Below are 25,096 nucleotides of genomic sequence, written 5' to 3' on the forward strand. Positions count from 1 at the left end.
GGTGGGCTTCAAGCAATGCGAGCCGTTCCCGCGTCGTATCCTGCTCGCCGTGAGCAAGGAACAGCGTCACGTAAGAACGGATTTGCTCGATCGGCATATGCGTTTCGCGCAAGCGGAGGACGAACCGAAGCCACGTCACATCTTGGTCGTCGTAGCGACGTTGACCGTTCTGGCGCTTCGGAAACAATAGCCCTTCTTTGTCGTAATAGCGAATCGTATGGGCACTCGTATCGGTCAATCGACTGATTTCAGAAATCGTATACATACATCTCACCTTTCTGCTTGACTTAGAGTTCACTCTAAGGATTAGACTCTCACTATACCAAATCAAAAAGGGGATATGCTACATGAAGTACACGGTCATTACAGGAGCAAGTTCAGGAATTGGATATGAGACGGCAAAACTACTCGCAGGAAAAGGAAAATCACTCGTTCTCGTCGCGCGACGGACGTCTGAGCTCGAAAAACTTCGGGATGAAGTCAAACAAATCTCACCAGATAGTGATGTCATCCTCAAGTCGGTCGATCTCGCAGATAACCAAAATGTCCATGATTTATATGAGGGATTAAAGGAACTCGACATCGAAACGTGGATCAACAATGCTGGATTCGGAGATTTTGATCTCGTCCAGGACATTGAGCTCGGGAAAATCGAGAAAATGCTTCGCTTGAACATCGAGGCGCTAACGATTCTATCGAGTCTGTTCGTCCGCGATCATCATGACGTTGACGGAACGACGCTCGTCAATATCTCGTCAGCAGGTGGCTACCGGATCGTGCCGAACGCGGTCACGTATTGCGCGACGAAGTTCTATGTCAGTGCTTATACAGAAGGGCTCGCGCAAGAACTGCAAAAAGGTGGGGCAAAACTCCGGGCGAAAGTACTGGCACCAGCTGCGACTGAGACAGAGTTTGCGGATCGTTCGCGCGGCGAAGCAGGGTTCGACTACAGCAAGAACGTCAAAAAGTACCATACGGCGGCTGAAATGGCAGGCTTCCTGCATCAGTTGATTGAAAGCGACGCAATCGTCGGCATCGTCGACGGTGAGACGTATGAGTTCGAATTGCGTGGTCCGTTGTTCAACTACGCAGGATAAAATAGAACAAGGTCCCTTTTTCGAATGAGAAAGGGACCTTGCTTATGTAATCATGATCGATACGAATTTCAAGAATGAATCAAAAAAGGACATCCATCATTTATTTTTTAAAGAGTTTTTTTGCTAATTTCCATCCGACATAGACGACTGCGCCAATGATCAGAAGATTCATCAAGGCACCAAAAATCATGAATTGTCCCACGAGTTAACCACCTTTACATACTTTTTTTGGAGCGATAAGTATTCTATTTACGTTTTCGCTTTGAAAACCTCAAACTGATAAAAAATAACGCCATCAGCACGATAGCGATGTTCACGGCTAACGTTAATCGCTCATTTTCAATCACTCGACCATTCAAGAGATTCAAGATGATAACAAGCAACATAAATGACAATAAAAAGTATTTTATGGATTTTTTTATCATAAATGACTTCCTTTTTTTGTGGTCTTATATTAGTTTATACATATCTAGTTTTTAAAACAAGGGTAATGGAATCTGGAAATACGATATTTTTGTTACTTCTACTCGGGAGTGATGGTATGAAACGAATTTATGTATGGATTACGATAGTGATGATTCTAGGAGTGGGCATCATCGGTGCTTCTGCCTATAAATCGTTTTACTATGATGAAAAACAAGAAGTCACTCAGGCAATCGATCATTATCTGAAGCAACAGGATTATATGACATATGTGAAGAACAAGGAAATTCGATACGATACGAGCACGGGTGAATTCATTGCGCAGGTCGTGTTCCAAGATGAACCGGAAAATGAATATGAGATTTATCGATCGGGATCTCATCGCTTTAAAGTCACGGGATTCAAAGACGGCGAACAAATTACGAACAAACAAGAAGGACGGTATATTTCAGAGTATTGACAGCAAGGAGTCAAGAATGGAAGTGAGATGACAAAATGAAAAACATGATCTTTTTAGGAAGCGTCGTTGCGCTACTCATGGTACTCTTTTCACTTCATTACGGATTTCACGTAATCAGTGATACAACGCTTAAAATATCTTTATTGGCTTCTCTGATCGTTGTATTGATCGCGCGGAAAAAATGGAAGATTACGTTTTCTACGGCGGAATGATCTAGAGAACGTATGAAGGATTGGGAGAGATAACGTATGAGTATCAATGAATTTTTTGACTGGAAAATCAATTTAGAGGATGAACTATATGCCGTCATTGATGAGAAGGCGAGAAAAATGGTAGTGATGGGGGACTTCATCGAACTGACTGCGGTCTTGTGGTTGGATCAAAATGATGTCCTTCAGTTAAAACCGACATGGGATTGTGTCATATCCATCGATGATGCTACAAAACAAATTACGATTCACTCGGCAGAATCACTGAACATGAAAGAAGAATGTTAAGAGGTACATAAATCGAGTTCATTCGTGCGATTGCTGAATGGGCTCGATTGTTATTTAAAATACGATATCTATTTTAATTCATGTTGAACGGAGCCAATCACTTCAACATGATGCTGGTCGTATACAGTCGTCAGTACATGATCTTCAACGATTTCATAGTTGTATGTATAGTCTGGTTCATTCGTGTATTTGATTTCCGACACGTATCTTCCGGTCTTCGACTCAAAGATCGTTTCTTTTTTTGAAATATCTTGGTCGTATCCTGATTCAACTAACATTCGTTCAATCTTGATTTCAGTCATCGTTTTAGAAACGAAGAGGTAAGTCGGATAGGCAGTTATCAAGATGACGAGAACGATAAGTGTATAGATGAGTGGACGTACTTCTTTTTTCATACAATCATATCCGTTTCGATGAAATGAATAGAGAAGCTAGGTTTTCTATATTGAAGATGAGGAGAGATATGTGATGGGAAAAAACAAAGACGAGATACCGTACTATATGAGGAACGTTCCGTTCTTCTTCCTAACGGCACTCCTCGCACCCGTCGCGGTACTACTTGTACTGCTCAATTGGGATAAGCTCTCTACACAAATGAGAAGTAACCATTTGACGTTCTCGATCTTAATGACCATGTTATACATCTCGAAAATACTGCCTGACGGTCTGTTTAAAATCATATTCGCGGTCTTTACGTGGACGTTGATTCTTTTCGTGACATACATCTACTTCGGTGGCGGAAGAAAAGGAGGGAAATCATGAGTAAGTATCATTTATCGAGCATTCGGTTAGTTCTCATTGTCGTCATTACGTCGTCGATCTTGTATTTTGGATTCGATTGGGAACTCGGGTATGGCATTATCTGGTTGATTGGTTTAGTAGGATTTACGATTTATCGCAACTTTGAGGCTGCTCGGAACGAGAAAATCGAAGCACAAACGAAGAACGATTGATTTCATCTGAAGTCCATCGTTCTTTTTAAATATGACCCCACAGAATTAAATCTTCGAGGTGCTCATTATCTTCTTCACCGACACACTAAAATTAATTCACCTACTTTTACACAAGTAGACCGTTAGATGAGTCCTACGGTCTACGCTCGTTATTTGTCGTACTATAAAATACACTTTATCGTATTAGATCATCTTATATCCCATCCGTTTTGCCTCGATGAAAGCAGAAGCAAGAAAGGCGAAGACCCCCCAAAGGATCCATGCTGCCCCACGTCCAACGAGTAAGGGATCCGTTCCATACAGAGATGTGCCCCACGTTAGAACGATTCCGTCTAAAAATGTAGCCACTAACAGTCCGAGACTGACACCCGGCACCATCTGTTCAGCATTCAAGCATGCAACTTTTTTTATGATGATGACGGAAATCCACGAAACCGGTAAACCAATCAGGAAGGCAATCACGTTTCCAACATTTTCGAACATGCCGATTCCAGATCCGAATCTGACTGACAGGGCACCGACGAACCAAAATGCTGCACCAAGTACGACCAAGACGATAGTTTGTCCTTTCGAGAATAGAGGGGGCTTATCATGTGTCATTTGTATTTCCTCCTTAAAGATGTAGTATTTACTACATAAATAAATGTAGCATCTACTACGCTTTTTGACAATGCCATGGTGTATCGATTGTAACTGTCACAATATTTTTATCGAAGTGATTTCGTTTTCGTGAAAAACAACTTGAATAATCGCTGATTCAGCTATAAAAAAGGTCAATCGATGACGATAGATAGGTACAGATTGTTCTTTTGAAAAACTGTCTTAGTACATGAACGATACATAGAAGGAGTTAATGACACCATGAATGAAACCTTACCGAGACCGCTACGCTCACCAGCGATTTTGTCGAGCCTTGAAGCAAACGTCGCGATGATCTGTTTTGATCGCCAACGACGCGTCGTCGACGTCAATGACTTGTTTGCGAAAACGATGAAATATAAACGAGACGAGATGATTGGCTTACAACACCATACGTTTTGCACACCAGAATTCGCGAACAGCCGTGAGTATCAGGACTTTTGGACACGTCTGTTTTCGGGCTTCAGTACAGCGGATAAAATCAAACGAGTCGATGCCCGGGGCGACATCTTGTGGCTTGAAGCAACCTACATGCCGATTTTTGAAGGAGAAGAGGTCGTCGGTGTCGTCAAGATTGCGAGTAACATTACGGACCGGATCGACCGCGTGCAAGGATATGCGAAAAGCTTCCAGACGCTTGCTGAAGGACTGAATTTGCAATCGGTTCAAGGATCGAAAGAGGGCAACCAGCTTCAAGAGACGATGACTACGATCGCGAGTGAAACGGCAGAAAACCAACAGACGTTCGAAACGCTGTATGACCAAGCCATCGAGATCACGAAGATTGCTGATACGATCAAGGAGATTGCTGCCCGGACGAACCTGTTGTCACTGAACGCAGCAATCGAAGCGGCACGTGCTGGAGAACACGGTAAAGGCTTTACGGTCGTTGCAAGTGAAGTCAAAAACTTATCGGACCTAGTCGGCAGTGCAGTTATCGAAGTGCGCACGAATACGGAAACGATGAATCGTCAAATCATGGCGATGATGAAAAAGATTGAAGCGTCCCATCTCGAAGTCGCGTCGAGCCTTGCGACGGTAAAAGAAACGATGCAACGCTTTACCGCAATCGAAGAGGTCGCACGACAACTCGAGCAGCAAACAGAGGATTTCCGGTCGTTCATTTAAAACAATTACATGCGATATTTCAGCAATGTGAGGGAATCACATTGCTTTTTTGATAGTGTTGAATTATCTAGGAAATGATAATGGAGTCATGAGAGTAGATAGTCAGGAGGATAAAAATGAAGCAATTTTGGAATAGATTCATCGATCAACAATATGCGAAACCACGGGGAATCATTGGAGCGTCAATTGGTGAGATCATGGTCCGGCAACATCATGAAGAAATGAAATGGACGATCGACATACTTAACGTTCAGGCAGGAGAAACTTTTCTAGAACTCGGTACAGGTGCGGGACATGGCATTGCCTATTTGCTTTCGCAAACAGACACGAAGCACGTTACAGGTCTCGATCTGTCAAAGACGATGGTCCGGTCAGCAACTTTTCGTAATCGGCAAGCGATTCAAGCAAACCGAGCGACGATTCAACAAGCCGATATTAATCATTTAAAATTACTCCATGAGACGGTCGACGGGATCTTTAGCATTCATACGGTATATTTTTGGGAATCCGTCGATCAGACATTACAAGAACTGTATTGCGCTTTACGACCAGGCGGGCGATTCGTTTTAACATACTGTGATGGAAAAGCAGGGATTGAGTGGTTAGATCTTCAAAAACAAATCGAACAGGAGTTCATTCCACTTGCTGAACAAGCTGGTTTTATAAATGTCGCATTAATACGCGGTCCAATCATTCGGTCGTTTCATACGGTAGCACTTGTGGGATATAAAGGATGTGCCCGTTGACCAAAGGGAGGAGCCACGTTATAATTCAAATAGACGTTTGAATGAACTGATAAAGGAGGCAACGTCATGGCACATGATCATCATCACCACCATCATACCGACAATAAAAAGGTACTGGGCCTGTCGTTCCTGATCATCACTGCGTTCATGATCGTCGAGGTCATCGGCGGAATTTGGACGAACAGTCTCGCGTTGTTATCGGACGCTGGGCACATGTTAAGTGATTCGATTTCACTTGCGATCGCTTTGTTAGCCTTCCAGTTCTCGAGTCAAGCACCGGATGCGAATAAGACGTTCGGTTCAAAACGCTTTGAAATCTTAGCCGCCATCATAAATGGCGTGACGTTAATCGTCATCGCTCTCTATATTTTCATTGAAGCGATTCAACGCTTCATCGATCCACCCGCTGTCGCAACGACCGGGATGCTGATCATCAGTGTCCTTGGCTTGCTCGTCAACATTCTCGTTGCCTGGATCATGACACGCAGCGGAGGACATGAACATAACCTCAACATGCGCGGTGCCTATCTGCACGTCTTAAGCGACATGCTTGGATCGGTCGGTGCGATTGCAGCTGCTCTTCTGATCATGTTCTTCGGTTGGGGATGGGCGGATCCACTAGCGAGTATCATCGTCGCGATTCTTGTCTTACGGAGCGGCTATTACGTGACGAAGGCATCCGTTCACGTCTTGATGGAAGGAACGCCGAGCGACGTCGACATCGATGAGGTCGTTTCGACGATTCAGACGAACGAAGCCGTCCTCGGGCTGCATGATCTACACATCTGGTCGATCACGAGTGGTTATAACGCGTTATCGTGTCACGTCGTCGTCAAGGAGGACATGACTGTCCGGGAGTCAGAGTCGATTCGCGAACAGATTGATCACGATTTAAAACACGTCGGGATTAACCACGCGACCATCCAGGTCGAGACGGATCAGCATGCTCACGGTAATACGTTGTATTGTGACGGCAAACACGAATCGCATACGCATTAAAAAAACGAGCACGCGTCCAAGTCGGACGGGTGCTCGTTTGCTTATGCTCAAATGATCGGCACCGTTGGTAGAAACAGCGTCGCGAACAGACTGATACTCAAGAACATCGAGTATCCGAAAAAGGTCGTTTTGGCATTTCCAGCCGCTCGGTTACCTAAGTACATGAAAAAGACGATGGATAAGAACGTCAAACCCGTCAATACGGACGAGTGGTGTTGATCCGGCGAAGGAGCAAGCGACTGGACAAGATGCGCGAGACCAAGCGGCAGGACGATCAAAAGAAAGTAGTAGCCTAGACGTGCCTCGGATGGGACGTCGACCTGTTCCTGTTCGGTTTCATAGTCATAACGCGTTTGCGTTTTCATGGATCTTCACCTCCCTATGCGTTTTAGTATAGCGAATGAACATGTCGGCTCTGTTACAGACGGGTAAGAATGCCTTAACAGACGATGACGATGTGATGACGAAAAAAGAATGGGCAGCAATTGAGAAAAATTGTAAGATAGACAAGAAGTCGTTTTAGGAAAGGAATAAAGCATCATGTCACGTGCGTTTCGTTTTATGTATGTCTCGGATTTGTTATCGACCGTCGGGACGAGTTTTGTCTATATCGCAATCTACTGGGTGAGTGCGGAAGAGATTAGTGCTTCTGGCGTCGCCTTGCTTGCGACTGGTGTCTTTTTGATTCGTTTTCTCGTTTCAACGTTCGTCGGACCATGGATCGATCGATTCGTCAGTGCATCCTTGTACCAAACGTCGCTACTCATTCGATTGCTTGCGCTTGGGATCGCGTTAGCGGGAATCGGTCTGACGAACGTCGTCCTACCGTGGTTACTCGGCTTACTCGTCGTGCAGACGATTTTGCAAATCATTGGTGGCAATGCCGTCTTCACGTGGGTCGTTGATTTAGTCGAAGATGACCAATTGCCGCAAGCGAATGCGTACCTTGCTACGATTGAACGGATCGGTACGTTGAGCGGATTTTTACTCGGTGGGATGATGGTCGCCCATTTCTCGATCGCGAGTATCTTATGGCTTGATCTTGGTCTACATCTCGTCGCCTGGTTACTTGTTCGACATATGACAGGGCAAGTCGCAGAAGAGGCGCGTCATGGTTCGTACCGCGAAGCGTTGCTCGCAGGGATCGGACACGTCGTCCGTGACGGTCGCCTGAAATGGATCCTTGGTTGTGCGATCCTCGCAAACTGGATGATCACACCGATGAATACTTTACTTGCGCCATATGCCAAGAGTGTCTTGTCGGGAAATGCCCAGATGTTTTCTGCACTCGAACTGGCGACGGTGATCGGGGGAATCGCGATGTCGCTCCTATACGGGAAGTGGGTCGCCTCCGTACGACAGGATAAGCTGTTTCGTTTTGCCGTCGTCTTGCAAGGTCTCGCAATTGCGATCGTCGCCTATGTCTCATTCGTCCCAGTGGCTGTTGGTGGGTTCATCTTGCTCGGCATGGCGCTGACGTTATTCGGGATTCCATTTGCGACCTTGTTGCAGCGCTCGACGCCTGCGCATTTGCTCGGTCGGGTCCGGACGGCGATGGTCGCAGCATCAACGGCATGTTCCGCGCTCTGTTACGGATTGTCGTCGTACTTGACGTCGTTCTTTAGCATCTCGTTCGTCTTTTTGTTCTTTGCCTTGAGTGGTCTTGTCATGACCAGTGTCTGGTTACTGATTCATCGTACCGTTTCCTTTTCTGAAGTACGACAGGACAAGGTCGGATGAAATATCCGCCTTGAGGTGGAGGTAAGCGGTTTCGCGATTATGTACACTAGAGATAGAAATGAACGATGAGGAGTGGAGTCGATGGAGAGTTTATGGATCACAGCGTTATTGTTTTTGATTCCGATTAGTGGGATGACGGTCTTCTTGAATGTACTGTGGCGCCGAATGGAAACGGAAGGCGTTTCGGAGTAAGGATGAACTAACTAAACAGTGCGTCTGCTTACCAATTTTAGATTGGACAGCAGACGTTTTTTTCATTTGAGGCATAAATGGTCGTAGAAGAATGACCTCAGATTCGTTAAATCAATACTTCCCGTGTAAACTGAAGTAGCAAGCGGTTTTATGATTTTCGATCGAAGATAAGGGGGAAGCATCAACATGAAAGCAATCATTACAGGTATGAACGGTACGGTAGCACCCGTCGTTGCGGATGTCTTAGCAAAGCACGACATCGAGACAGTCGCCTGGGACCGGAAGAAAGTCTCAACGACTGACGAATCGGCGATGCGGACATTTTTAGAAACGGAACGACCAGATTATTTCTTACATATCGGAATGGGGTCTGTCAGTTGGACGGAAGCGCTCGTCCGCTTGTGCCAAGAATATGCGATTCCATTTTTCTTCACGAGTACGGTGTCTGTTTTCTCGGACGACGTGCCGGCACCGATTGACAAGGACGCAGTACCGGATGCGACCGATGAGTATGGTGCTTATAAGATTGCTTGCGAACAAGCGATTCAAGCACTCGATCCACAAGCGAAGATCGTCCGGATCGGCTGGCAGATCGGAACGGAAGCTGGTTCGAACAATATGGTCGATTTCTTCACGAACGAGATGAAACAGCACGGCGTCATTCGGGCGAGTCGGAATTGGTATCCGTCGAGTTCAGTGCTTGAAGATACAGCTGAAGCGCTCGTTACGATTTTACTCGAACAGGAAGCGGGGCTCTATCAGTTGAACGGAAACGAGCGTTATTCAATGTATGATTTAGCGCGTGCCTTGAATACGCTTCATGCAAAAAACTGGACGATTGAACCGGTCGATGAACCACGCCGTGATAACCGAATGGCAACGGACGTCGTCTTGGTCCGTCCATTGTCAGAACGATTGCCACTCTAATCAAACATCCCGCTCTCCTTGACGTGTGTCAAAGAGAACGGGATGTTTTTTATTGCGCAACTGGTGTTTCTACTGCAAAAGCAAGCGTTGGTCCAAAGATTTCGTAATGCAGTTTGTCGGGTGACGCCGTGAAGTGTTCGATCACATATTGAATCATTGCTTCCGGACCACAGACGTATGTCGAATCCGTGATACCTGCGATAACGTCTTTCGGCAGGCGACCCGCTTGATCCATTGCCTGGTGTTCTGCGTAACGAATGACGCGTGCGCCACGTTGCTCAAGCAAGGCAAGTTGCTCGTTAAATGGACGATTGCGTTCGTCTTGGACAGCGTGATGTAACGTGACCTGTCGACCAGCAGCTAACGCTTCGTCAGCCATCGCAAGCATCGGTGTAATCCCGATCCCACCGGCAATCAGCACGACTGGTTCGTCTGACGCATCGAGTGTAAAAGCACCCGCTGGCGCACTAATGAACACCGTGTCACCGACTTGCGCTGCATGTAAATAGTCCGAGACGATGCCTTCTCGTTTGACACCAATCGTATATGTTTCCATGTTCGATGCCGTCGTCAGACTGTATTGACGATTGTGCCATAAGCCATCTTTGTCTTGAATCCGCACCGTAATGTATTGTCCGGCTCGATAAGCGGGGAGTGGACCGTCCGTGCGGAAGGTCAAGGCGCGAATCCCATCCGCTTGCTCCTCGACATCCGAAATCTCGACTGTCTGATATCCGGAAAATCCTTTTGCTTGTTCATCCTGTGCGTAAAGTTCGGCTTCAAGCGTGATGAACAGATTGGCAATCTCCCCATATGCTTCTCCCCACGCGCGCAAGATGTCTGGCGTTGCGGCTTCTCCTAAGACATCTTGCATTGCCCCGAGTAATTCGTGTCCGACGATGGGATACATTTCCGGTTTGATTTGTAGACTACGGTGTTTATGGAGCACAGGTAATAAGACCGGCTTTAACGTCTCGAGTTGATCGATGTGAGCAGCAGCGGCATACACGGCTGTTGCGAGTGCTTGCGATTGGCGGTCGCTTCGTTGATTCGATTGATTGAAGACGTGTTTCAGTTCCGGATGAGCTTGAAACAAGCGCTGATAAAAAACTTTCGTGATCGCGGCACCGTGCGACGCAAGGACGGGAACCGTCGATTGAACGATTTGAATGGTAGAGGTTGATAACATAGGACCACTTCCTTTTCACTAAGTAATGAAGACAGTCTTAGTATTTCGCAGCCTCACTTTTAATGCAACATTTAAAATACTGGATTAAAGAATACCGTGCGTTTTGTCACAAGCAGGTCAAGATTTCGTCAACGATTCGTCACGATTGGTTGGAGATCCAGAGCTTCGAGAAATCAAAGTAACCGAACGAGTCGATCGTGATGTTTTGCAATTCGATCGGATACGGAATCAGTCGTGTATCGTGATAGAACGGGATGAAATACGATTCGTCGATTAAGTAACGCTCAATCGATTGGTTGATCGGGAGCCAGTCTTCGAACGGTGTCGCGTCATATTGTTCAATCGATTTCAACATCTCTGGCATCTGCTGAAACAAGCGGATTGGTGGTGAGAACGTATTCGTCATGAACTGATAGAAGGCGTACTGGACATTCCGCTCGAACACTTCGGCATGGACGGCGAGATCAATCGTATCGTACGCGTGAAAATCCGTGATGCTCTCTTCAAAGCCGACCTCGACGAACTCATACGGAATTCCGTCCTGATCAAATCGCTGACAGAGCCAGCGTGTCACCTTGTCCGTAAAATCAGTCAGCTTGATTCGGATCGGTTGCGTGAACAAAACGGCAGGACCATCCGGGACAGTATACGGTTGACTATAGGACTCAAGAAAACCACAGTCGTTCGGTTGTGCCCGTTCATGGAAGTCATGAATGCCACCACGGACTTCCGCGACGAGCCGGTGGATATAATGACGCGCGGCTTTTGATTCAAACGGACCACCGGCGCGTGGATGGAGCAAGACAAGACCAAACCCGGATTGCGTTGCGATCGTATCAATCGGACTAGAATCAGAAGCCGATGTCCGGTAGACCGGGTCATATTGCTCCGGCATCTGGATGAACTCAATCCGGTCGAGCAGGGCACGGATGCCAAAGTAATTCGGGAACGCTGTCAGAACGGTCTTCTTGTCGTCATGTTGCGTCAGTTGGAACGGTCCCGTCCCAATGCCGTCCTTGATGATACTCGTATGTATCGAGGCAAGTTGCGGCAAAATTGAACTCCGACGCTGATCGAGTGTGAGGTCGACCCGGTACGGACCGTTCGAGACGATCTGTTTCACGTGCCGGTAGGAATAAGCGTAAGCCGGATAGGCAATCAAAGCACGCAGGCTCTTCGTCACTTCCTTACTCGTCAGGAGCGAGCCGTCATGAAAGCGGACGTCCTTCCGTAAGAAGAGACTGAGCGTCGTCCCGTTCCAAATATAATGATGGGCGAGTTCACCCTGGATGTTGCCGTCAACATCGATCGTAAACAGCCGGTTGAAGACGTTCTGGACGAGGTGGGCACTATGGATATCGGCTGCTTCTAACGGGTGTGTCGTCAGGAAGTTCCGTTTTCGCGGAATCAATAACGCATCAGCCGTCGTCTGTGTATAGCCGAATTTTCGTTCCAGTTGCCGCATGAAGCGTCCTGCTTGCGCCGGCGACCAGTCCCACGTCAATTCCTCCGTCACCGACTCGATCGAGTCGCGATCGATCCGTTCGAGCATCCGTTTCGCATACTCTCGTTCGACGTGGCGTAACCAGACGAGTTCACTTAAGTTGCCCCGTCCGCGACCACTCGTGTAACCAATCCAACCGTCTTCCTGCCATTTATTGAGATATCGTTTCGTTTGTTTAGGACTGAGATGGATGGCGTCGGCAAGCGTCGCAATCGAGTAGTGTCCATTTCGGCAAGTCTTCCATAACATAAAAAGATAAGCATCCATCGTCCTTCTCCTCCTTAAAAGGGGACATCTTTTTTGAATGACGTCCATTTTTCCTGTGTCTTGTCTTGTTTATGATACAGGTAGAGAATGGAAGGTGACAATATGAAATGGAAAGAAATACCGAAACCAATTAAAGTACGTCTTATCACATCGTTTTTCAACCGGGCTGTCTCGTTCTCGATCATGCCGTTCATGGCCCTCCTGTTCGTCCAGGCATTCAACGAAGTCATCGCCGGTGCATTTTTGATCGCGATGGTCTTCGTCAGCTTCATCACGAATCTACTCGGCGGATATCTTGCCGACCGCTTTTCCCGCAAACGTCTGCTCGTCACGACTTCTGCGCTCACAGCGCTGACGTTCATCACGATGACGATCTCATTGACACTCGACTGGATGCTGTTGTTCATGGTCATTTACGCTGTCTTCTCGGTGACAAGTAATCTTGGTCGGCCGGCAATGGGGGCGATTATCATCGATGCAACGACGAAGGAAAACCGCCAAGCGGTTTATGCGCTCGACTACTGGCTGATCAATCTCTCGATCGCCATCGGTACGGCGCTCGGGGGCTGGCTCTACGTCAGTAACCAACTGCTGTTGTTCGGGATATTAAGCTTCACGTCGTCCGTTTTACCGATTGCCTATTATCTGTTTCTTGACGACACACCACGGACGTGGCAGCGTCAAAAACTACGTGGTGTCCTCACGGATATCTTCACGAGCTATCAACTCGCTTGGCGGGATCGTCCGTTCGTCAAGGTCGTTTTCGGTTCGATGTGTATCTTAGCGGCTGAGTTTTCTATGGGCAGTTACGTCGCCGTCCGACTCGCCGATTCGTTCGAACCGCTATCATTTGCCGGGTGGTCGATCAACGGGGTCCGGATGATGAGTATCATCAACATCGAAAATACGTTGCTCGTCGTCACGTTGACGTTCATCGTCCAGCGATTAGCGAAGCGTTTGTCTCCGCGCCGGACGCTCGCTGCGGGTCTCATGCTGTACACGATCGGCTACGTCGTCGTGACGAGTGCCAACAGCATGACGGCACTGATGGTCTTCATCTTCATCGCAACGATCGGCGAGTTGCTCTACTCTCCGGTCTTGAACACACAAAAAGCGAACATGATGCCAGCCGATCAACGTGGGGCGTACTCAGCGTTCGCGGGAACGTCGTTTGCTGGAGCGGATTTACTTTCTCGGTCGACGATTCTCGTCGGGACCTTCTTGATTCCGTCGATGATGAGTGTATACCTCGGATTGATCCTCCTAACGGGCTTTGGATTAGTTTATACGAGTCTGTTCGTGAAGGAATCTGTCGAGCGAGAGCGAAACGTATCTTAATAAGGGGGAATATAGATGAACTTACCAGATACTATTGAAACGCCACGGCACCTGTTACGCCGTTGGCAAGACGACGATGCAGAAGCATTGTATGCTTACGCGAAGGATCCAAATGTTGGACCAAAAGCAGGCTGGGCGCCGCACGCGTCACTTGACGAAAGCCAAGAAGTGATCGGCATTTTCCAAGCGTCACCTGGCGAATATGCAGTGACCGATAAGGAAACTGGTGAAGTGATCGGTAGCTTCGGTTTTCACTTCAATCGTCGTCCGGACGATTCAATCACCCATGACCGTCAAGTTGAGATTGGCTATGTCCTCGCGCCTGATTACTGGGGAGAAGGGCGGATGCCGGAAATCGTCGAAGCAATACTTGATTTCATCTTCCGGGAACTGCCGATCGATGTCGTCTGGTGCGGGCACTTTGATTTTAATGACCAATCACGCCGTGTCGTTGAGAAACTCGGTTTTACCCCTGTTCTTGACCGACCATTCGTCTTAGAACGAATCGACGGTCGGACCGTGACGAGTCATGTCTACAACTGGACGCGTGAGCGGTATGAAGCAAAGCGTGAAATAACGAACACGTAATTGAAACCGACACAAGTAATCAGCGAACTTCTCTTAATCTGAGAATTTCGCTTTTTATTTGATTTGATGTGTAAAAAAAACTTTACTTTAAGTCAAAAAAACTTTACTGTTTATTTATGGTAATAAATATAGTGTGATGAAAGGAGAGATGGTTTGGGCATCAAGAGTGATGGATTCATTAAGAATCGATTAGCTGTTTTAAGAGCTGAAAAAGGATGGTCGCAAAAAGAATTGGCAGAGAAGGTCGGAGTCAGTAGACAAACCATTATTTCTTTAGAAGGAAGTCGCTACAGCCCTTCGTTGATTCTGGCGTTTGAAATTGCATATTTATTTGATAAGGATATTAACGAAGTATTTCAATATGAACGAGAAGGTGAGGGAAAAGGGTGATTATAAACATAATAGTAATACCGATTTTTCTATTGAGCTTATTCGTATCGCTACCGTTTATTTTCGGTGAGGAAGGAAAAGATGAGCGGGGAAGACGAATTGTTTCAAGCGCATATACGTATACTTTTCCGATTTTTCCGATTGGTTGGTTACTGTTAGAAACCTACCATCGTAATTACGCTGACCTGACGTTTGTCGATTATCGAAATATATTAGGATTACTTATTCCTCTAACGTTCATTGTTTTAGGTGGTGTGATTTTTACATTAAAAAGACGAGTGTAAATCATTGATCCACTCAAATAACTCAAGATGTGAAAGGTGTGAAAAGTCATAAGACAAAGCAGCGACGTTTTCAAGGTGAGAGAACGTCGCTGCTTTGTCTAATTTTCTACTTAATGATTAAGTGATTAATCTGCCTGACTGTTCTTAGATGAACAGATAAAAGTAACTGCAATCGTAATCGAGGTCAAAACATAACTCACGAGGACGGCGGTAATCTCTGACAAATTAAATACAAACAAAAGCAGCAGTTGAGGCACGAAAAAGACGAACACTGCAATCGGTAAAATCCATGTCTTCGTCTTCCATGCCGTGACGAGAATCCAGGCAATTAGAAGGGCACCAATTAACCAACCAACGCTCGGAGATAACGTGATTTTGGGCGAATCAATGAGTCCGTTGACGATCAACAGTCCGACGATCAGAAGAAGATGAACACTCCCATGAATCCCGTAACGCAGGAGGCGTGGTCGAGCAGTATCGCGTAAGGCGTCTTTGCGGAACAACAATGCAAGTGTCGTCAAATAAACAGCGCTCATCAGTAGGAAGCCACCGACGAGCAGGATACTGTAAGTCGTCGTGCCATTCAAGAGATTTTGTAAGTATAGAAAGCTGGAAGCACCAAGATACACTTGCATGATCGTCCAAAAGGCTTGTTTTGAATCAAATGCCATCTCGTGTGAGATCGACTGGATGTAGGCAGCAGGACTGTCACCCGTGATGGAACGAACCGATTTGCCATCCGCTTCGGCTTCAATCAGATGGTCTTCGAGTTCAAGGACGATCTCGTTCGTCGCTTGTTCATTTTTTCCCGAAGCAAGCAGGTAGACCTTCAAGTCTTCCAAAAATCGGGTTGATTCCGTTGATAGGGTCATCTCAATCATCCTCCTTTAAAATACTTTCAACACTTGTCGAAAGGTGTTGCCATCTTTCCTTGAATGCGGTGAGTTCTTCTGCACCGCTCGTCGTGATCGAATAATACTTCCGTTTCGGACCGGACGGAGAGACGCGTGAAGTCGCTTCGATCCAGCCCAGTTTTTGCATCCGGATCAACAATGGATAGATCGTTCCTTCGCTGATGTCAGAGAAACCGTATGCTTTCAGTTTCGTCGCAAGTTCATAACCATAAATCTCTTCTTCCGCGATCAGTGCAAGTAAACAACCGTCTAGAATCCCCTTTAACATTTGCGTCGATGACATCCGCATCATCCTTTCGCTACTTGGTATTACAAGGTAATGATATACCAAGCTATTTTGTATTACAAGGTAGCTGGAGGAAAAAGATTCATTTCCCTGAAAAAAAGGTAAACAAATCATAAAGTAGATACGTCGCTTGTTTAGAAAAGGGAGGTATTGATCGTGGATAAGCGGAATACTGTCGTCTCGGCGACCGTCGTCTTCATCATCATGGGTATCGTCATGGCTGTCTCTGCGTTTGGTTTCGGCATTCGTTATGGTGAACCGGAGTTGTTACGTATCGCGATCTTTGGTGAAGTCGTTACAGCGATTTTTCTCGTCTGGTACATTCGTCGACATGCCACGTTTGCTGCCGTCGGGTTTTCGAAACTGCAGTCGCGGGGTCTGATCTGGTACATTCCGTTACTGCTGATCGTTATCGTTCAAGTCGGATTGATCGTCAATGCAATGCTCACGACCTCGATTTCATCATCGGCACTCCAACTTGTCGGAATCGTCTTCCTGACGACCTTATTCGTTGGTTTCAATGAGGAAGTCTTGTTTCGAGGCATCATCTTACGTTACCTTCGACCGAACGAACATCCGTATCGTGCCGTCCTCATCAGTGCGCTCCTATTCTCATCTTTCCACTTGCTTAATTTGATCGCCTTGATTCCCCCAGCAGCGATGTTGTTCCAACTTGCGAATACATTCGTCTTTGGTGTGTTCTTAGCGATCATCGCACTCAAGCTGAATACTCTTTGGCCATTGATCATTTTTCATGCGTTATGGGATTTCGCGAGCATCGCAGCGGATGTCGTGAACGTCAATTTAGGCATCACTCCTCTTTTGACACAAGCTTATCTACTCGTCGCGATTGTCATTCAATTGATCTTGTTGAAACGGCACGATCTCAGTCACCTGAATGGACCGATGAATCCACGTAACGTTTGAATAGCTGACTCTCCGTTGTTTGACGGGGAGTTTTTATTTTTGAATAAAGCTAGTATCAATGATTAATATGTAATATATTACTCATATGAAACCTACAGATGATTTAGCCATTGCACGACTTCCTCTCAGTGAGGAAGTATATCGACGTTTACAGCATCACATCATCACTTTACGCCTCGCCCCAGGCGAGAAGGTGAACGATCAAGCGCTCGCGGAAATGTTCGGAGTCAGCCGGACACCGGTCCGCGAAGCCTTGAAACGACTCGAGGAGGAGGGATTGATTTTTGCGAAACGGGGCTCGCGGACGATCGTGACGGAGCTTGATGCTGAACAAGCACAGCAAACCTATCCAATCATCGCGACGCTGCACGGGCTGGCAGCGCGTCTAGCCGGACCGCAATTGACGGAAGACGACTTGATGGAACTTCAGACGATCCATCAACAGTTCACGACGGCAATCGATCAACAGGAGACGGAGACAGCACTGACGTTAGACGATGCCTTTCACGATGTCTTTGTGTTGCGCAGTCAGAACGCTCAGCTACGAGAAACGATTCGCCGATTAACACCGCTGATCCGCCGGCTTGAATACGCCCAGTTCGATCGACTCGGTCGTCAATCGATTGCCGATCATGAGGCGATTTTGATTGCATGTCAACAACGGGATGTCGAGCAGCTCGTCCAGGCGACTGAACATAACTGGAACGGGCTCGGACGTTTACTCGTCTCGACATTAAAGGAGGAGCGCTGATGCGACCAATCATTTATGGGATCTTGGCGGCGATGTTCTTTGCCGTCACCTTCATCTTGAATCAATCGATGCAAGGAGCAGGGGGGAACTGGATCTACAGTGCGTCGCTTCGCTTTTTCTTGATGTTGCCGTTCTTCGTCGTCATCGTCTTGATGCGTCGGGGAATTGGTCGCGTCTTACAGGCACTGCGAGCAGACTTCGGTTTTTGGTTACTGTACGGTACAATCGGTTTCGGACTGTTTTACGGTAGCATCTGTCTTGCTGCCGATCATGCGCCGGGCTGGCTGATTGCCGGAACGTGGCAATTGACGATCCTAGCCGGACCGCTGCTTGCTCCCTTGTTCAAGCAACGGATTCCGTGGTCGGCCCTTAAGTATTCCGTCTTGATCGTCCTTGGGGTCGTCGTCATGCAGTTATCCGTCGCAGGAAGTCTATCGCTACAATCCTTACTGTTCGGTGCCTTGCCGGTGCTCGTCGCTGCGATTGCCTATCCGCTTGGTAACCGGAAAATGATGGAACGGTATGGGGATGAGCTCGACGTCTTTGAACGGATCCTTGGAATGACGATCGCGAGTCTACCGTTTTGGATCGTGCTCTCCGTAATTGCTTACATACAAGTCGGCTTACCAAGTGTCAGTCAAGTGACCCAGTCCGGCTTCGTCGCCTTATTCTCAGGCGTCATCGCGACGTCGCTCTTTTTCTACGCGACGTCACTCGTCCGGACGGAACCGGTCCGGTTAGCCGCGATCGAGGCGACCCAGTCGTTTGAGATCGTCTTCACCGTTCTCGGGGAGATTTTGTTTCTCCATGCAGCACTACCGACGGGACTCGCGACATTCGGGATCATCCTCGTTATGCTCGGGATGACGTTGCATAGCCTGAATCAGGCGGAGCGGACGGTCGTCCGTCCTGCGAAACGAAAAATCAATTGAGAAAGTAGGCTGTCAGATGGTTTTAACAGGTACACTCGTCAATACCGTCCTGATCATCATCGGGACGTTGCTCGGATTGATGTTCCACCGGATTCCGGAACGGATGAAGGAGACGGTCTTGCAAGCGATTGGTCTAGCCGTCGTCGTGCTCGGGATCCAGATGGGGATGAAGAGCACGAACTTTTTGATCGTCATCGGTAGTCTCGTTCTCGGAGGTGCGATCGGGGAATGGTTCCGCCTCGATGAGAAGCTTGACCGGATGGGGGCATGGCTCGAACGTAAGATCAGTCGCGGTCGTCCATCGAATATCGCGGAAGGCTTCGTCACCGCGACGTTGATTTTCGTCATCGGAGCGATGGGTGTCCTCGGTGCGCTCGACGGTGGACTGCGTCAGGATCACGATGTCCTCTATACGAAGGGGTTGATTGACGGCTTCACGGCGCTTGTCCTCAGTTCAACGCTCGGGATCGGCGTCATGTTCTCAGCGATTCCCGTCTTCCTCTATCAAGGGGCGATTGCACTGAGTGCTGTTGCCATCACGAAGTTCATTCCCGACGCCGCGCTGCAAGAATTCATCTTAGAGATGACGGCGACCGGTGGGGTGATGATTGCAGCGATCGGTCTCAATCTAGCCGGAATCACGAAGATTCGTGTCGCGAACTTGTTACCGGGCATCGTCATCGTCGCTGTCATCGTGACGGGCTTACATCTATTCTAACGAAACATCCCCGCCTGTCCGAAAGGACGAGCGGGGATGTTGTGTTATGTCTCAATCAATTCATGTGTCTCGTATGCCGTGATCGTATGTCCATCGTAATGGAAGTCATGCAGTAATGGGTGCTCGGTCGACAGAGCAATCGGTAGGTAGTGCCGGAGGTTGCTGATGACACCCATGTTATCGTCGCCTAAAATCCAGTCGAGTGATTTCCAATCGAGGATTCCTTCAACTGTCATGACCGGTGTTGGAAACGGACGATCTTCTAAATCAGCCAGGTAGAGGTACATGCCAGATGTCTCTTCCCCATGTAAGCGAACGATGCCTTTTGATGTCACTGAGGTGAGCGTGATGCCTGTCTCTTCAAACGTCTCGCGGATGACGGCAGCTTCTGGTGTCTCGCCCGGTTCGATCTTACCACCGACACCATTCCACATGCCCATCGCCGGACGTTTTTGCCGATTGACGAGTAAAAAGTGGTCTGCGTGGCGGATTAAACAAAGTGTGTAACGATCCATGGTTTACGACTCCCGTCCTAAAAAGTGTGTGTTGTACAGCATCTCGAATTGGGCGGGACCTGCGACCGGTAACTCGGTCGTCGTCGTTTCTTCAATCTGTAACGTCCGCTCAGTCAACGTCTTTTGTCCGGTTGGCGTCCGCATCGCGACGAGGCGACCTTTATTGAACGGAGAAGCGTCGCTCTGCTGGATGATCTGTTCCATCTTCGATAAGTCATCTGTTGTAATGGATGTCTCACGGTCGAACCGGTATCCAGTCACAAACTCCGCTTGTCCCGTTCGCTTCATCTCAAGTGTGTCATTATTGATGATCCGGTAACTGCCGCTAGCGGAATGAACGGTCTCTCCACTCAACGGAACAGGAACGAGCGGTAAATTAACGCCGAAGCCGGTATCGAGCAGGTGTGTTTCATTCCAAATGACCGCGACATGGGTCGGTCCGGTCGCTGACCAGGCATCTGACTTCGTATCGTAGACAGTCGCTTGAACGAGTCGAACGGGACAATTCAGTTCCTGCAGGACCCGGTGTAGCAGTCCGTTTAAGTCATAACAGACACCACCGCGTCGCTCTGTCAGAAATGTCTCGATGAAGCGCTCGTCGCTAAACGGACGGATGCGCTTCTCAAGGACGGTCGTATTCTCGAACGGTAACTGGTAAGCGAAGGCTTCGAGTAAGTCAGGTAACTGATCAAACGTGATTGCATCGAGCGGAAACTTAATTCGCTGTCCTAAGTCTTTCATCCAATCCATCTCTGATCCCTCCTTTATTCACTACCTGATTATCCCATATTCCTTCAGAAAATGTGGATTTCAGTCTATATTATCTGAAAATAAGGATTTCCCTTTTGTTCGATGGAAATCTTTGATATGCTGAGACAGGATTAATTAAGAATGATTCTCAATGTCGAATCACGAATTAAAGGAGGTCTCACCATGAGACGGAAAACTTGGATGACAGCGTTGACGCTCCTCGTGTTGAGCAGTTTGATGCTTGCAGCTTGTTCAGGTCAAGCAGAGCAAACGAACGAAAAGACGCGGACGATCACGCACGAAGCAGGAAAAACGAAAGTACCGGAAAAGCCGAAGAAGGTCGTCGCGCTCGAATTCTCGTTCGTTGATGCGTTAGACGAACTCGGCATCACACCAGTCGGAATCGCACAAGAAAACAAGACGGATGTCTCTGGATTACTCGGAAAAGACATCTCGTTCACGGAAGTCGGTACACGCCAACAACCGAATCTTGAAGTGATCAGTTCCCTGCAACCGGATTTGATCATCGGCGACTTCAACCGTCATAAAGGAATTTATAAGCAATTACAAGAAATCGCACCGACGATCATCTTGAAGAGTCGCAATGCGACGTATGAAGAGAACATCGATTCGTTCAAGACGATTGCGGAAGCGGTCGGCAAAACGAAACAGATGGATGATCGCCTTGCGCTTCATGAAGAGCGCTTGCAGGCAGCGAAGAAGAAGGTTGATCCAAAAGATGACCGGAAAGTCATGGTCGGTGTCTTCCGCGCCGATTCACTGACAGCACACGGTGAGACGTCGTTTGACGGTGAGTTGCTCGAGAAGATCAGTATCGAGAATGCCGTTACGAAAACAGCGGAACCGACTGTGACGATCACGTTAGAGCAGATGGTCAAGTGGGATCCGGACGTCATCTTCATGGCGGAAGCCGATCCGAAGTTACTGAAAGAGTGGAAGGATAATCCGCTCTGGAATCAGATCACAGCGGTCAAAAACGGAGAAGTCTACGAAGTCAATCGTGACCTCTGGACACGTTACCGTGGTCTGGACGCTGCTGAACAAATCGTTGACGAAGCAATTCAATTGCTCAAACAGAAATAACGAACGACAAAAAGCCGGAGCAATCTGGCTTTTCGTCTTGATGAAAGGGGAAAGATCCGGTGCAGCGGAAACGTCTGATTTTCGTACTTATCTTACTCAGTTGCTTGGCCGTTTATAGTAGCTTGTTCTTTGGCATCACACAGATGAATCCGGTCCACTTAGTGCAGGAGTGGATCAGTGGCACAATCTCTAAAGCGGGACTCGTCCTGACGAATCTGCGCTTGCCGCGTCTCTTACTCGGATTGTTGCTCGGAGCAAACCTTGCCGTCGCTGGAGCGATCATGCAAGCTGTGACACGGAATCCGCTCGCTTCACCACAAGTCTTTGGGGTCAATGCGGGTGCGTCGTTTCTCGTCGTCTTAAGCCTGCTCATCTTTCCGTCACTCGGGACGGCGAACTTGCTTTACTTCGCTTTTGCTGGTGCCTTACTAGGTGGCGTGCTCGTCTTTTCATTCGCTTCGATTCGCGGCATGACGGCGTTAAAACTTGCCCTCGTTGGGATGGCGATCCATCTCTTGTTGACGTCGTTAACGAAAGGCTTGATTTTGTTCAACGATCGAATCACGAACGTGTTGTACTGGTTGTCCGGTTCACTCAGTGACGCAAGCTGGCTCGAGCTCCGGATCGTCTTACCGTGGTCGCTCGCAGGTTTGATTCTTGCGGCAAGTCTCGCGAAGTCGCTCGCCGTTTTCCAACTCGGGCAAGACGTCGCGGTCGGACTCGGACAAAAAGTGACGCGGATCCGTCTGCTTGCCGGCATCAGTGTCGTGTTACTCGCAGGGGTGACGGTTGCCGTCGCCGGAGCAATCGGCTTCATCGGTCTGATGGTGCCGCACATCACGCGTCGACTCGTTGGCGAGGACTACCGAATCGTCTTACCCGTCTCTGCCGTCATCGGTGGTCTGTTGTTGACGTACGCTGATGTCCTCGCGCGCTTCATCGCCTATCCGTATGAATCACCGGTCGGCATCGTGACGTCATTGCTCGGGGCACCTTTCTTCCTTCTGCTGGCACGCCGTCAGATGAAAGGGGGATTACGATGAGAGAGATGCGTCGGATTCTACTTGTCGCAGTAATCGTATTCGTCACTAGCTTCGCCTTAATGTCGGTCGGTTCGATTCAGTTGTCGTTAACGGAACTCTGGCAGTCGTTCTTTAGTGGAAAGGATGCTTTCATCGTCCAAAATTACCGTCTGCCGCGAACGGTCCTCGCCTTTTTAGCAGGAGCGAGTTTCGCTCTTGCTGGAGCGATTTTACAAAGTGTCATCCGTAATCCATTGATCTCACCGGACGTGATCGGGGTGACGAACGGAGCGTCGCTGTTCGCTGTCTTGACGATTGCCCTCGTGCCGGACGGTCCGCTCTTGTTGACACCGATCGCCGCCTTTATCGGGGCAGCACTCGTCATGCTGGCGTTGATGATGCTTGAGCGGGGGGGGAACGTTTCCCGCAGTTCGTTTGCGTTACTTGGTATCGCCGTTAGTGCGATCTGTGCTTCAGGAACAGAATACCTGTTGATTAAATTTCCACTCCAGACGAACGATTCACTCGTCTGGCTTGCTGGAAGTCTGTTCGGGAAAGGGTGGCAGGAAGTGTTGATCTTAGCGCCGGTGCTCGTCGTGATTGGTGCGATCCTCTTCTATCGACACCGTCAACTCGATGTCTTATCACTTAGTGAGGAAGTCAGCATTGGTCTCGGATTACCGATTCAGCGGACACGGCACGTCTTCTTAGCGCTCGCTGTCATCCTAGCCGGTGTTGCCGTCGCAACGGTCGGTGCAATCGGCTTCATCGGTCTGATTGCTCCACATATGGCACGGCATCTCGTCGGACATAAACACCTCGCCGTCTTACCGATGGCGCTATTGCTCGGCGGTGGGTTACTCGTCGTCGCTGATGCGCTCGGTCGGGGCATTCACCCGCCGCTTGAAGTGCCAGCTGGATTGATCACAGCAATCATCGGTGTGCCGTACTTCCTGTATCTCTTACGAAGAGAGCGGGCTTCATGAACAGATAGCAGAAAATAAAAATAATCCCCCTCATTTCATAAGTGGAATGGGGGGGATGTTGTATAGAAGTTTTTGTTTGATTCATCATGAGGCAAGTTATTAACTTTATGCCGAGCGAATTTCTGAACCTAAATTCAAGAAGATCTCTTCCAACGACGCTTCCTCGACTTCGAGTCGATACACGTTAACGTGTTGCGAGACGAGGTAGCTATTGATCTTAGCAATATCGTGTTCACTTTGGACGATGAACGTCGAGTGAGTAGAGGAGACGTTGACGTCTTTCGCAAGTGTCGACAACTTGTTCTGCAGATGTTGTCGTGTATCATTGTCGAGCAACGCATGTTTTACGTGAACGGTGATGTTCTTCTCATGTTGTTCCCGTAACTCCTCCATCGTGCCTTGCGTCTGAATCGTTCCGTCCTGCATGATCGCAATCTCCGTACACAGTTTTTCGACCTCGTCTAAGTTATGAGACGTTAAGAAAATCGTCGTTCCGTCTGCTGCAATCTTGCGGATCAAAGTATGAATCCCGAGAATCGAGTTGGCATCAACGCCAGACGTCGGTTCATCTAAAAATAGGATTTCCGGTCGATTAATCAGGGCTTGGGCGATCCCGAGCTTTTTTTTCATCCCAAAGGAGTAGTTCTTCGTTTTCACATCGATGGCGTCTTCGAGTTGTACATCACGGAGGAGTTGTTTTAATTCGTCCGTCGTCGTCTTCAGACCGAGGACTTTACTGAAATACTTCAAGTGATCGAGCGCCGTGAAGTTTTCGTAAAAGGTCGAGTAATCCGGCAGGACGCCGATTCGGGTCCGGACGTCTTTCAAAG

The 25,096-nt window shown here is 48.1% G+C and carries 31 protein-coding genes; 20 read left to right on the forward strand and 11 right to left on the reverse strand.

Going from position 1 to position 25,096, the window contains the following annotated elements:
- Positions 1 to 265: MerR family transcriptional regulator (locus F8N00_RS04630; protein ID WP_421017855.1), on the reverse strand; the 265-nt coding region annotated here is incomplete at its 3' end.
- Positions 266 to 347: 82 nt separating this feature from the next.
- Between F8N00_RS04630 and F8N00_RS04635 the strand changes: the two genes are divergently transcribed.
- The 3 genes from F8N00_RS04635 to F8N00_RS04645 all read left to right on the forward strand — a co-directional run bounded on the left by F8N00_RS04635 (position 348) and on the right by F8N00_RS04645 (position 2,477).
- Positions 348 to 1,097: an SDR family NAD(P)-dependent oxidoreductase gene (locus F8N00_RS04635; RefSeq protein WP_055967881.1), complete on the forward strand. Its 750-nt coding sequence runs from the start codon at positions 348 to 350 to the stop codon at positions 1,095 to 1,097.
- Between the two features lie 541 nt (positions 1,098 to 1,638).
- Positions 1,639 to 1,980: a DUF3139 domain-containing protein gene (locus F8N00_RS04640; protein ID WP_074668477.1), complete on the forward strand. Its 342-nt coding sequence runs from the start codon at positions 1,639 to 1,641 to the stop codon at positions 1,978 to 1,980.
- A gap of 248 nt (positions 1,981 to 2,228) precedes the next feature.
- On the forward strand, positions 2,229 to 2,477 hold the full coding sequence (locus F8N00_RS04645; protein WP_421017856.1) for a hypothetical protein: 249 nt from the start codon (positions 2,229 to 2,231) through the stop codon (positions 2,475 to 2,477).
- A 68-nt stretch (positions 2,478 to 2,545) separates the two neighbouring features.
- Here the strand turns inward: F8N00_RS04645 and F8N00_RS04650 are convergent, their stop codons facing one another.
- Positions 2,546 to 2,872 (reverse strand): DUF3139 domain-containing protein, encoded by a 327-nt coding sequence (locus F8N00_RS04650; protein WP_023468197.1) that lies wholly within the window; start codon positions 2,870 to 2,872, stop codon positions 2,546 to 2,548.
- 73 nt (positions 2,873 to 2,945) lie between these two features.
- Between F8N00_RS04650 and F8N00_RS04655 the strand changes: the two genes are divergently transcribed.
- Together F8N00_RS04655 and F8N00_RS04660 are read left to right on the forward strand one after the other, a co-directional pair.
- Complete coding sequence (locus tag F8N00_RS04655; RefSeq protein WP_174316268.1) at positions 2,946 to 3,239, forward strand: hypothetical protein; 294 nt, start codon at positions 2,946 to 2,948, stop codon at positions 3,237 to 3,239.
- Positions 3,236 to 3,430, forward strand: coding sequence for a hypothetical protein (locus F8N00_RS04660; protein ID WP_023468199.1), 195 nt, complete (start codon positions 3,236 to 3,238; stop codon positions 3,428 to 3,430). The genes F8N00_RS04655 and F8N00_RS04660 overlap by 4 nt, the downstream gene beginning before the upstream one ends.
- Positions 3,431 to 3,613: 183 nt before the next feature.
- On the opposite strand, the gene F8N00_RS04665 is transcribed toward F8N00_RS04660, so the two are convergent.
- Entirely contained in the window at positions 3,614 to 4,030 is a 417-nt protein-coding gene (locus tag F8N00_RS04665) for a hypothetical protein (protein ID WP_174316269.1), read from the reverse strand.
- 261 nt (positions 4,031 to 4,291) lie between these two features.
- Here F8N00_RS04665 and F8N00_RS04670 point away from each other — a divergent pair, with 261 nt between their 5' ends.
- From F8N00_RS04670 to F8N00_RS04680, 3 genes are all read left to right on the forward strand, one after another.
- Positions 4,292 to 5,197: a methyl-accepting chemotaxis protein gene (locus F8N00_RS04670; protein WP_064300909.1), complete on the forward strand. Its 906-nt coding sequence runs from the start codon at positions 4,292 to 4,294 to the stop codon at positions 5,195 to 5,197.
- 116 nt (positions 5,198 to 5,313) lie between these two features.
- Entirely contained in the window at positions 5,314 to 5,943 is a 630-nt protein-coding gene (locus F8N00_RS04675; RefSeq protein WP_064300910.1) for a class I SAM-dependent methyltransferase, read from the forward strand.
- A 66-nt stretch (positions 5,944 to 6,009) separates the two neighbouring features.
- Positions 6,010 to 6,942: a cation diffusion facilitator family transporter gene (locus F8N00_RS04680; protein WP_421017857.1), complete on the forward strand. Its 933-nt coding sequence runs from the start codon at positions 6,010 to 6,012 to the stop codon at positions 6,940 to 6,942.
- A 47-nt stretch (positions 6,943 to 6,989) separates the two neighbouring features.
- Here F8N00_RS04680 and F8N00_RS04685 read toward each other — a convergent pair whose 3' ends face one another.
- A complete protein-coding gene (locus F8N00_RS04685; protein WP_023468204.1) occupies positions 6,990 to 7,307 on the reverse strand; it encodes a hypothetical protein in 318 nt (105 codons plus the stop codon).
- A gap of 175 nt (positions 7,308 to 7,482) precedes the next feature.
- On the opposite strand from F8N00_RS04685, the gene F8N00_RS04690 reads away from it, so the two are divergent.
- Complete coding sequence (locus tag F8N00_RS04690) at positions 7,483 to 8,682, forward strand: MFS transporter (protein ID WP_058265874.1); 1,200 nt, start codon at positions 7,483 to 7,485, stop codon at positions 8,680 to 8,682.
- A 378-nt stretch (positions 8,683 to 9,060) separates the two neighbouring features.
- On the forward strand, positions 9,061 to 9,801 hold the full coding sequence (locus F8N00_RS04695) for a sugar nucleotide-binding protein (RefSeq protein ID WP_174316271.1): 741 nt from the start codon (positions 9,061 to 9,063) through the stop codon (positions 9,799 to 9,801).
- Positions 9,802 to 9,850: 49 nt separating this feature from the next.
- Here the strand turns inward: F8N00_RS04695 and F8N00_RS04700 are convergent, their stop codons facing one another.
- Together F8N00_RS04700 and F8N00_RS04705 are read right to left on the reverse strand one after the other, a co-directional pair.
- Positions 9,851 to 10,990, reverse strand: coding sequence for a globin domain-containing protein (locus tag F8N00_RS04700; RefSeq protein WP_174316272.1), 1,140 nt, complete (start codon positions 10,988 to 10,990; stop codon positions 9,851 to 9,853).
- 139 nt (positions 10,991 to 11,129) lie between these two features.
- Positions 11,130 to 12,761, reverse strand: a complete 1,632-nt coding sequence (locus tag F8N00_RS04705; RefSeq protein WP_421017858.1) for an ABC transporter substrate-binding protein — start codon at positions 12,759 to 12,761, stop codon at positions 11,130 to 11,132.
- Positions 12,762 to 12,863: 102 nt separating this feature from the next.
- On the opposite strand from F8N00_RS04705, the gene F8N00_RS04710 reads away from it, so the two are divergent.
- The 3 genes from F8N00_RS04710 to F8N00_RS04720 all read left to right on the forward strand — a co-directional run bounded on the left by F8N00_RS04710 (position 12,864) and on the right by F8N00_RS04720 (position 15,077).
- The gene (locus tag F8N00_RS04710; protein ID WP_023468210.1) at positions 12,864 to 14,099 is read left to right on the forward strand and encodes an MDR family MFS transporter; all 1,236 of its coding nucleotides are present in this window, start codon (positions 12,864 to 12,866) and stop codon (positions 14,097 to 14,099) included.
- 15 nt (positions 14,100 to 14,114) lie between these two features.
- Positions 14,115 to 14,687 (forward strand): GNAT family N-acetyltransferase, encoded by a 573-nt coding sequence (locus F8N00_RS04715; RefSeq protein WP_023468211.1) that lies wholly within the window; start codon positions 14,115 to 14,117, stop codon positions 14,685 to 14,687.
- Between the two features lie 159 nt (positions 14,688 to 14,846).
- Positions 14,847 to 15,077, forward strand: a complete 231-nt coding sequence (locus tag F8N00_RS04720) for a helix-turn-helix transcriptional regulator (RefSeq protein ID WP_075642646.1) — start codon at positions 14,847 to 14,849, stop codon at positions 15,075 to 15,077.
- 409 nt (positions 15,078 to 15,486) lie between these two features.
- Here the strand turns inward: F8N00_RS04720 and F8N00_RS04725 are convergent, their stop codons facing one another.
- Positions 15,487 to 16,233 carry a hypothetical protein gene (locus F8N00_RS04725; RefSeq protein WP_421017859.1) on the reverse strand — a complete coding sequence of 249 codons (747 nt, stop codon included), beginning with the start codon at positions 16,231 to 16,233 and terminating at the stop codon, positions 15,487 to 15,489.
- Position 16,234: 1 nt separating this feature from the next.
- Positions 16,235 to 16,558: a PadR family transcriptional regulator gene (locus F8N00_RS04730; protein WP_023468214.1), complete on the reverse strand. Its 324-nt coding sequence runs from the start codon at positions 16,556 to 16,558 to the stop codon at positions 16,235 to 16,237.
- Between the two features lie 159 nt (positions 16,559 to 16,717).
- Here F8N00_RS04730 and F8N00_RS04735 point away from each other — a divergent pair, with 159 nt between their 5' ends.
- From F8N00_RS04735 to F8N00_RS04750, 4 genes are all read left to right on the forward strand, one after another.
- Positions 16,718 to 17,488: a CPBP family intramembrane glutamic endopeptidase gene (locus F8N00_RS04735; protein ID WP_055967927.1), complete on the forward strand. Its 771-nt coding sequence runs from the start codon at positions 16,718 to 16,720 to the stop codon at positions 17,486 to 17,488.
- A gap of 85 nt (positions 17,489 to 17,573) precedes the next feature.
- A complete protein-coding gene (locus F8N00_RS04740; protein WP_421017860.1) occupies positions 17,574 to 18,239 on the forward strand; it encodes a GntR family transcriptional regulator in 666 nt (221 codons plus the stop codon).
- Entirely contained in the window at positions 18,239 to 19,171 is a 933-nt protein-coding gene (locus F8N00_RS04745) for a multidrug resistance efflux transporter family protein (protein WP_075642294.1), read from the forward strand. The genes F8N00_RS04740 and F8N00_RS04745 overlap by 1 nt, the downstream gene beginning before the upstream one ends.
- 16 nt (positions 19,172 to 19,187) lie before the next feature.
- Entirely contained in the window at positions 19,188 to 19,889 is a 702-nt protein-coding gene (locus tag F8N00_RS04750) for a DUF554 domain-containing protein (RefSeq protein ID WP_047395308.1), read from the forward strand.
- A gap of 44 nt (positions 19,890 to 19,933) precedes the next feature.
- On the opposite strand, the gene F8N00_RS04755 is transcribed toward F8N00_RS04750, so the two are convergent.
- Both F8N00_RS04755 and F8N00_RS04760 read right to left on the reverse strand, forming a co-directional pair.
- The gene (locus F8N00_RS04755; protein WP_421017861.1) at positions 19,934 to 20,404 is read right to left on the reverse strand and encodes an NUDIX hydrolase; all 471 of its coding nucleotides are present in this window, start codon (positions 20,402 to 20,404) and stop codon (positions 19,934 to 19,936) included.
- Between the two features lie 3 nt (positions 20,405 to 20,407).
- Positions 20,408 to 21,154, reverse strand: a complete 747-nt coding sequence (locus F8N00_RS04760; RefSeq protein WP_421017862.1) for an arylamine N-acetyltransferase family protein — start codon at positions 21,152 to 21,154, stop codon at positions 20,408 to 20,410.
- Between the two features lie 183 nt (positions 21,155 to 21,337).
- On the opposite strand from F8N00_RS04760, the gene F8N00_RS04765 reads away from it, so the two are divergent.
- The 3 genes from F8N00_RS04765 to F8N00_RS04775 are packed head-to-tail and all read left to right on the forward strand — an operon-like array spanning position 21,338 to position 24,266.
- Complete coding sequence (locus F8N00_RS04765) at positions 21,338 to 22,258, forward strand: ABC transporter substrate-binding protein (protein ID WP_421017863.1); 921 nt, start codon at positions 21,338 to 21,340, stop codon at positions 22,256 to 22,258.
- 59 nt (positions 22,259 to 22,317) lie between these two features.
- The gene (locus F8N00_RS04770) at positions 22,318 to 23,301 is read left to right on the forward strand and encodes a FecCD family ABC transporter permease (RefSeq protein ID WP_058713038.1); all 984 of its coding nucleotides are present in this window, start codon (positions 22,318 to 22,320) and stop codon (positions 23,299 to 23,301) included.
- A complete protein-coding gene (locus F8N00_RS04775; RefSeq protein WP_421017864.1) occupies positions 23,298 to 24,266 on the forward strand; it encodes a FecCD family ABC transporter permease in 969 nt (322 codons plus the stop codon). The genes F8N00_RS04770 and F8N00_RS04775 overlap by 4 nt, the downstream gene beginning before the upstream one ends.
- 105 nt (positions 24,267 to 24,371) lie before the next feature.
- On the opposite strand, the gene F8N00_RS04780 is transcribed toward F8N00_RS04775, so the two are convergent.
- Positions 24,372 to 25,096 (reverse strand): ATP-binding cassette domain-containing protein (locus F8N00_RS04780; RefSeq protein WP_421017865.1); only part of this gene is annotated, 725 nt, incomplete at its 5' end.

Origin of the sequence: Exiguobacterium sp. A1_3_1 (assembly GCF_048985645.1) — a bacterium.
GTDB lineage: Bacteria > Bacillota > Bacilli > Exiguobacteriales > Exiguobacteriaceae > Exiguobacterium_A > Exiguobacterium_A indicum.

Excerpts from the sequence above, each read along its gene's own strand:
- F8N00_RS04635 (WP_055967881.1), top strand. The coding sequence starts at position 348 with ATGAAGTACACGGTCATTACAGGAGCAAGTTCAGGAATTGGATATGAG.
- F8N00_RS04640 (WP_074668477.1), top strand. The coding sequence starts at position 1,639 with ATGAAACGAATTTATGTATGGATTACGATAGTGATGATTCTAGGAGTG.
- F8N00_RS04645 (WP_421017856.1), top strand. The coding sequence starts at position 2,229 with ATGAGTATCAATGAATTTTTTGACTGGAAAATCAATTTAGAGGATGAA.
- F8N00_RS04650 (WP_023468197.1), bottom strand. The coding sequence starts at position 2,872 with ATGAAAAAAGAAGTACGTCCACTCATCTATACACTTATCGTTCTCGTC.
- F8N00_RS04655 (WP_174316268.1), top strand. The coding sequence starts at position 2,946 with ATGGGAAAAAACAAAGACGAGATACCGTACTATATGAGGAACGTTCCG.
- F8N00_RS04660 (WP_023468199.1), top strand. The coding sequence starts at position 3,236 with ATGAGTAAGTATCATTTATCGAGCATTCGGTTAGTTCTCATTGTCGTC.
- F8N00_RS04665 (WP_174316269.1), bottom strand. The coding sequence starts at position 4,030 with ATGACACATGATAAGCCCCCTCTATTCTCGAAAGGACAAACTATCGTC.
- F8N00_RS04670 (WP_064300909.1), top strand. The coding sequence starts at position 4,292 with ATGAATGAAACCTTACCGAGACCGCTACGCTCACCAGCGATTTTGTCG.
- F8N00_RS04675 (WP_064300910.1), top strand. The coding sequence starts at position 5,314 with ATGAAGCAATTTTGGAATAGATTCATCGATCAACAATATGCGAAACCA.
- F8N00_RS04680 (WP_421017857.1), top strand. The coding sequence starts at position 6,010 with ATGGCACATGATCATCATCACCACCATCATACCGACAATAAAAAGGTA.
- F8N00_RS04685 (WP_023468204.1), bottom strand. The coding sequence starts at position 7,307 with ATGAAAACGCAAACGCGTTATGACTATGAAACCGAACAGGAACAGGTC.
- F8N00_RS04690 (WP_058265874.1), top strand. The coding sequence starts at position 7,483 with ATGTCACGTGCGTTTCGTTTTATGTATGTCTCGGATTTGTTATCGACC.
- F8N00_RS04695 (WP_174316271.1), top strand. The coding sequence starts at position 9,061 with ATGAAAGCAATCATTACAGGTATGAACGGTACGGTAGCACCCGTCGTT.
- F8N00_RS04700 (WP_174316272.1), bottom strand. The coding sequence starts at position 10,990 with ATGTTATCAACCTCTACCATTCAAATCGTTCAATCGACGGTTCCCGTC.
- F8N00_RS04705 (WP_421017858.1), bottom strand. The coding sequence starts at position 12,761 with ATGGATGCTTATCTTTTTATGTTATGGAAGACTTGCCGAAATGGACAC.
- F8N00_RS04710 (WP_023468210.1), top strand. The coding sequence starts at position 12,864 with ATGAAATGGAAAGAAATACCGAAACCAATTAAAGTACGTCTTATCACA.
- F8N00_RS04715 (WP_023468211.1), top strand. The coding sequence starts at position 14,115 with ATGAACTTACCAGATACTATTGAAACGCCACGGCACCTGTTACGCCGT.
- F8N00_RS04725 (WP_421017859.1), bottom strand. The coding sequence starts at position 16,233 with ATGACCCTATCAACGGAATCAACCCGATTTTTGGAAGACTTGAAGGTC.
- F8N00_RS04730 (WP_023468214.1), bottom strand. The coding sequence starts at position 16,558 with ATGTCATCGACGCAAATGTTAAAGGGGATTCTAGACGGTTGTTTACTT.
- F8N00_RS04740 (WP_421017860.1), top strand. The coding sequence starts at position 17,574 with ATGAAACCTACAGATGATTTAGCCATTGCACGACTTCCTCTCAGTGAG.
- F8N00_RS04745 (WP_075642294.1), top strand. The coding sequence starts at position 18,239 with ATGCGACCAATCATTTATGGGATCTTGGCGGCGATGTTCTTTGCCGTC.
- F8N00_RS04750 (WP_047395308.1), top strand. The coding sequence starts at position 19,188 with ATGGTTTTAACAGGTACACTCGTCAATACCGTCCTGATCATCATCGGG.
- F8N00_RS04755 (WP_421017861.1), bottom strand. The coding sequence starts at position 20,404 with ATGGATCGTTACACACTTTGTTTAATCCGCCACGCAGACCACTTTTTA.
- F8N00_RS04760 (WP_421017862.1), bottom strand. The coding sequence starts at position 21,154 with ATGGATTGGATGAAAGACTTAGGACAGCGAATTAAGTTTCCGCTCGAT.
- F8N00_RS04765 (WP_421017863.1), top strand. The coding sequence starts at position 21,338 with ATGAGACGGAAAACTTGGATGACAGCGTTGACGCTCCTCGTGTTGAGC.
- F8N00_RS04775 (WP_421017864.1), top strand. The coding sequence starts at position 23,298 with ATGAGAGAGATGCGTCGGATTCTACTTGTCGCAGTAATCGTATTCGTC.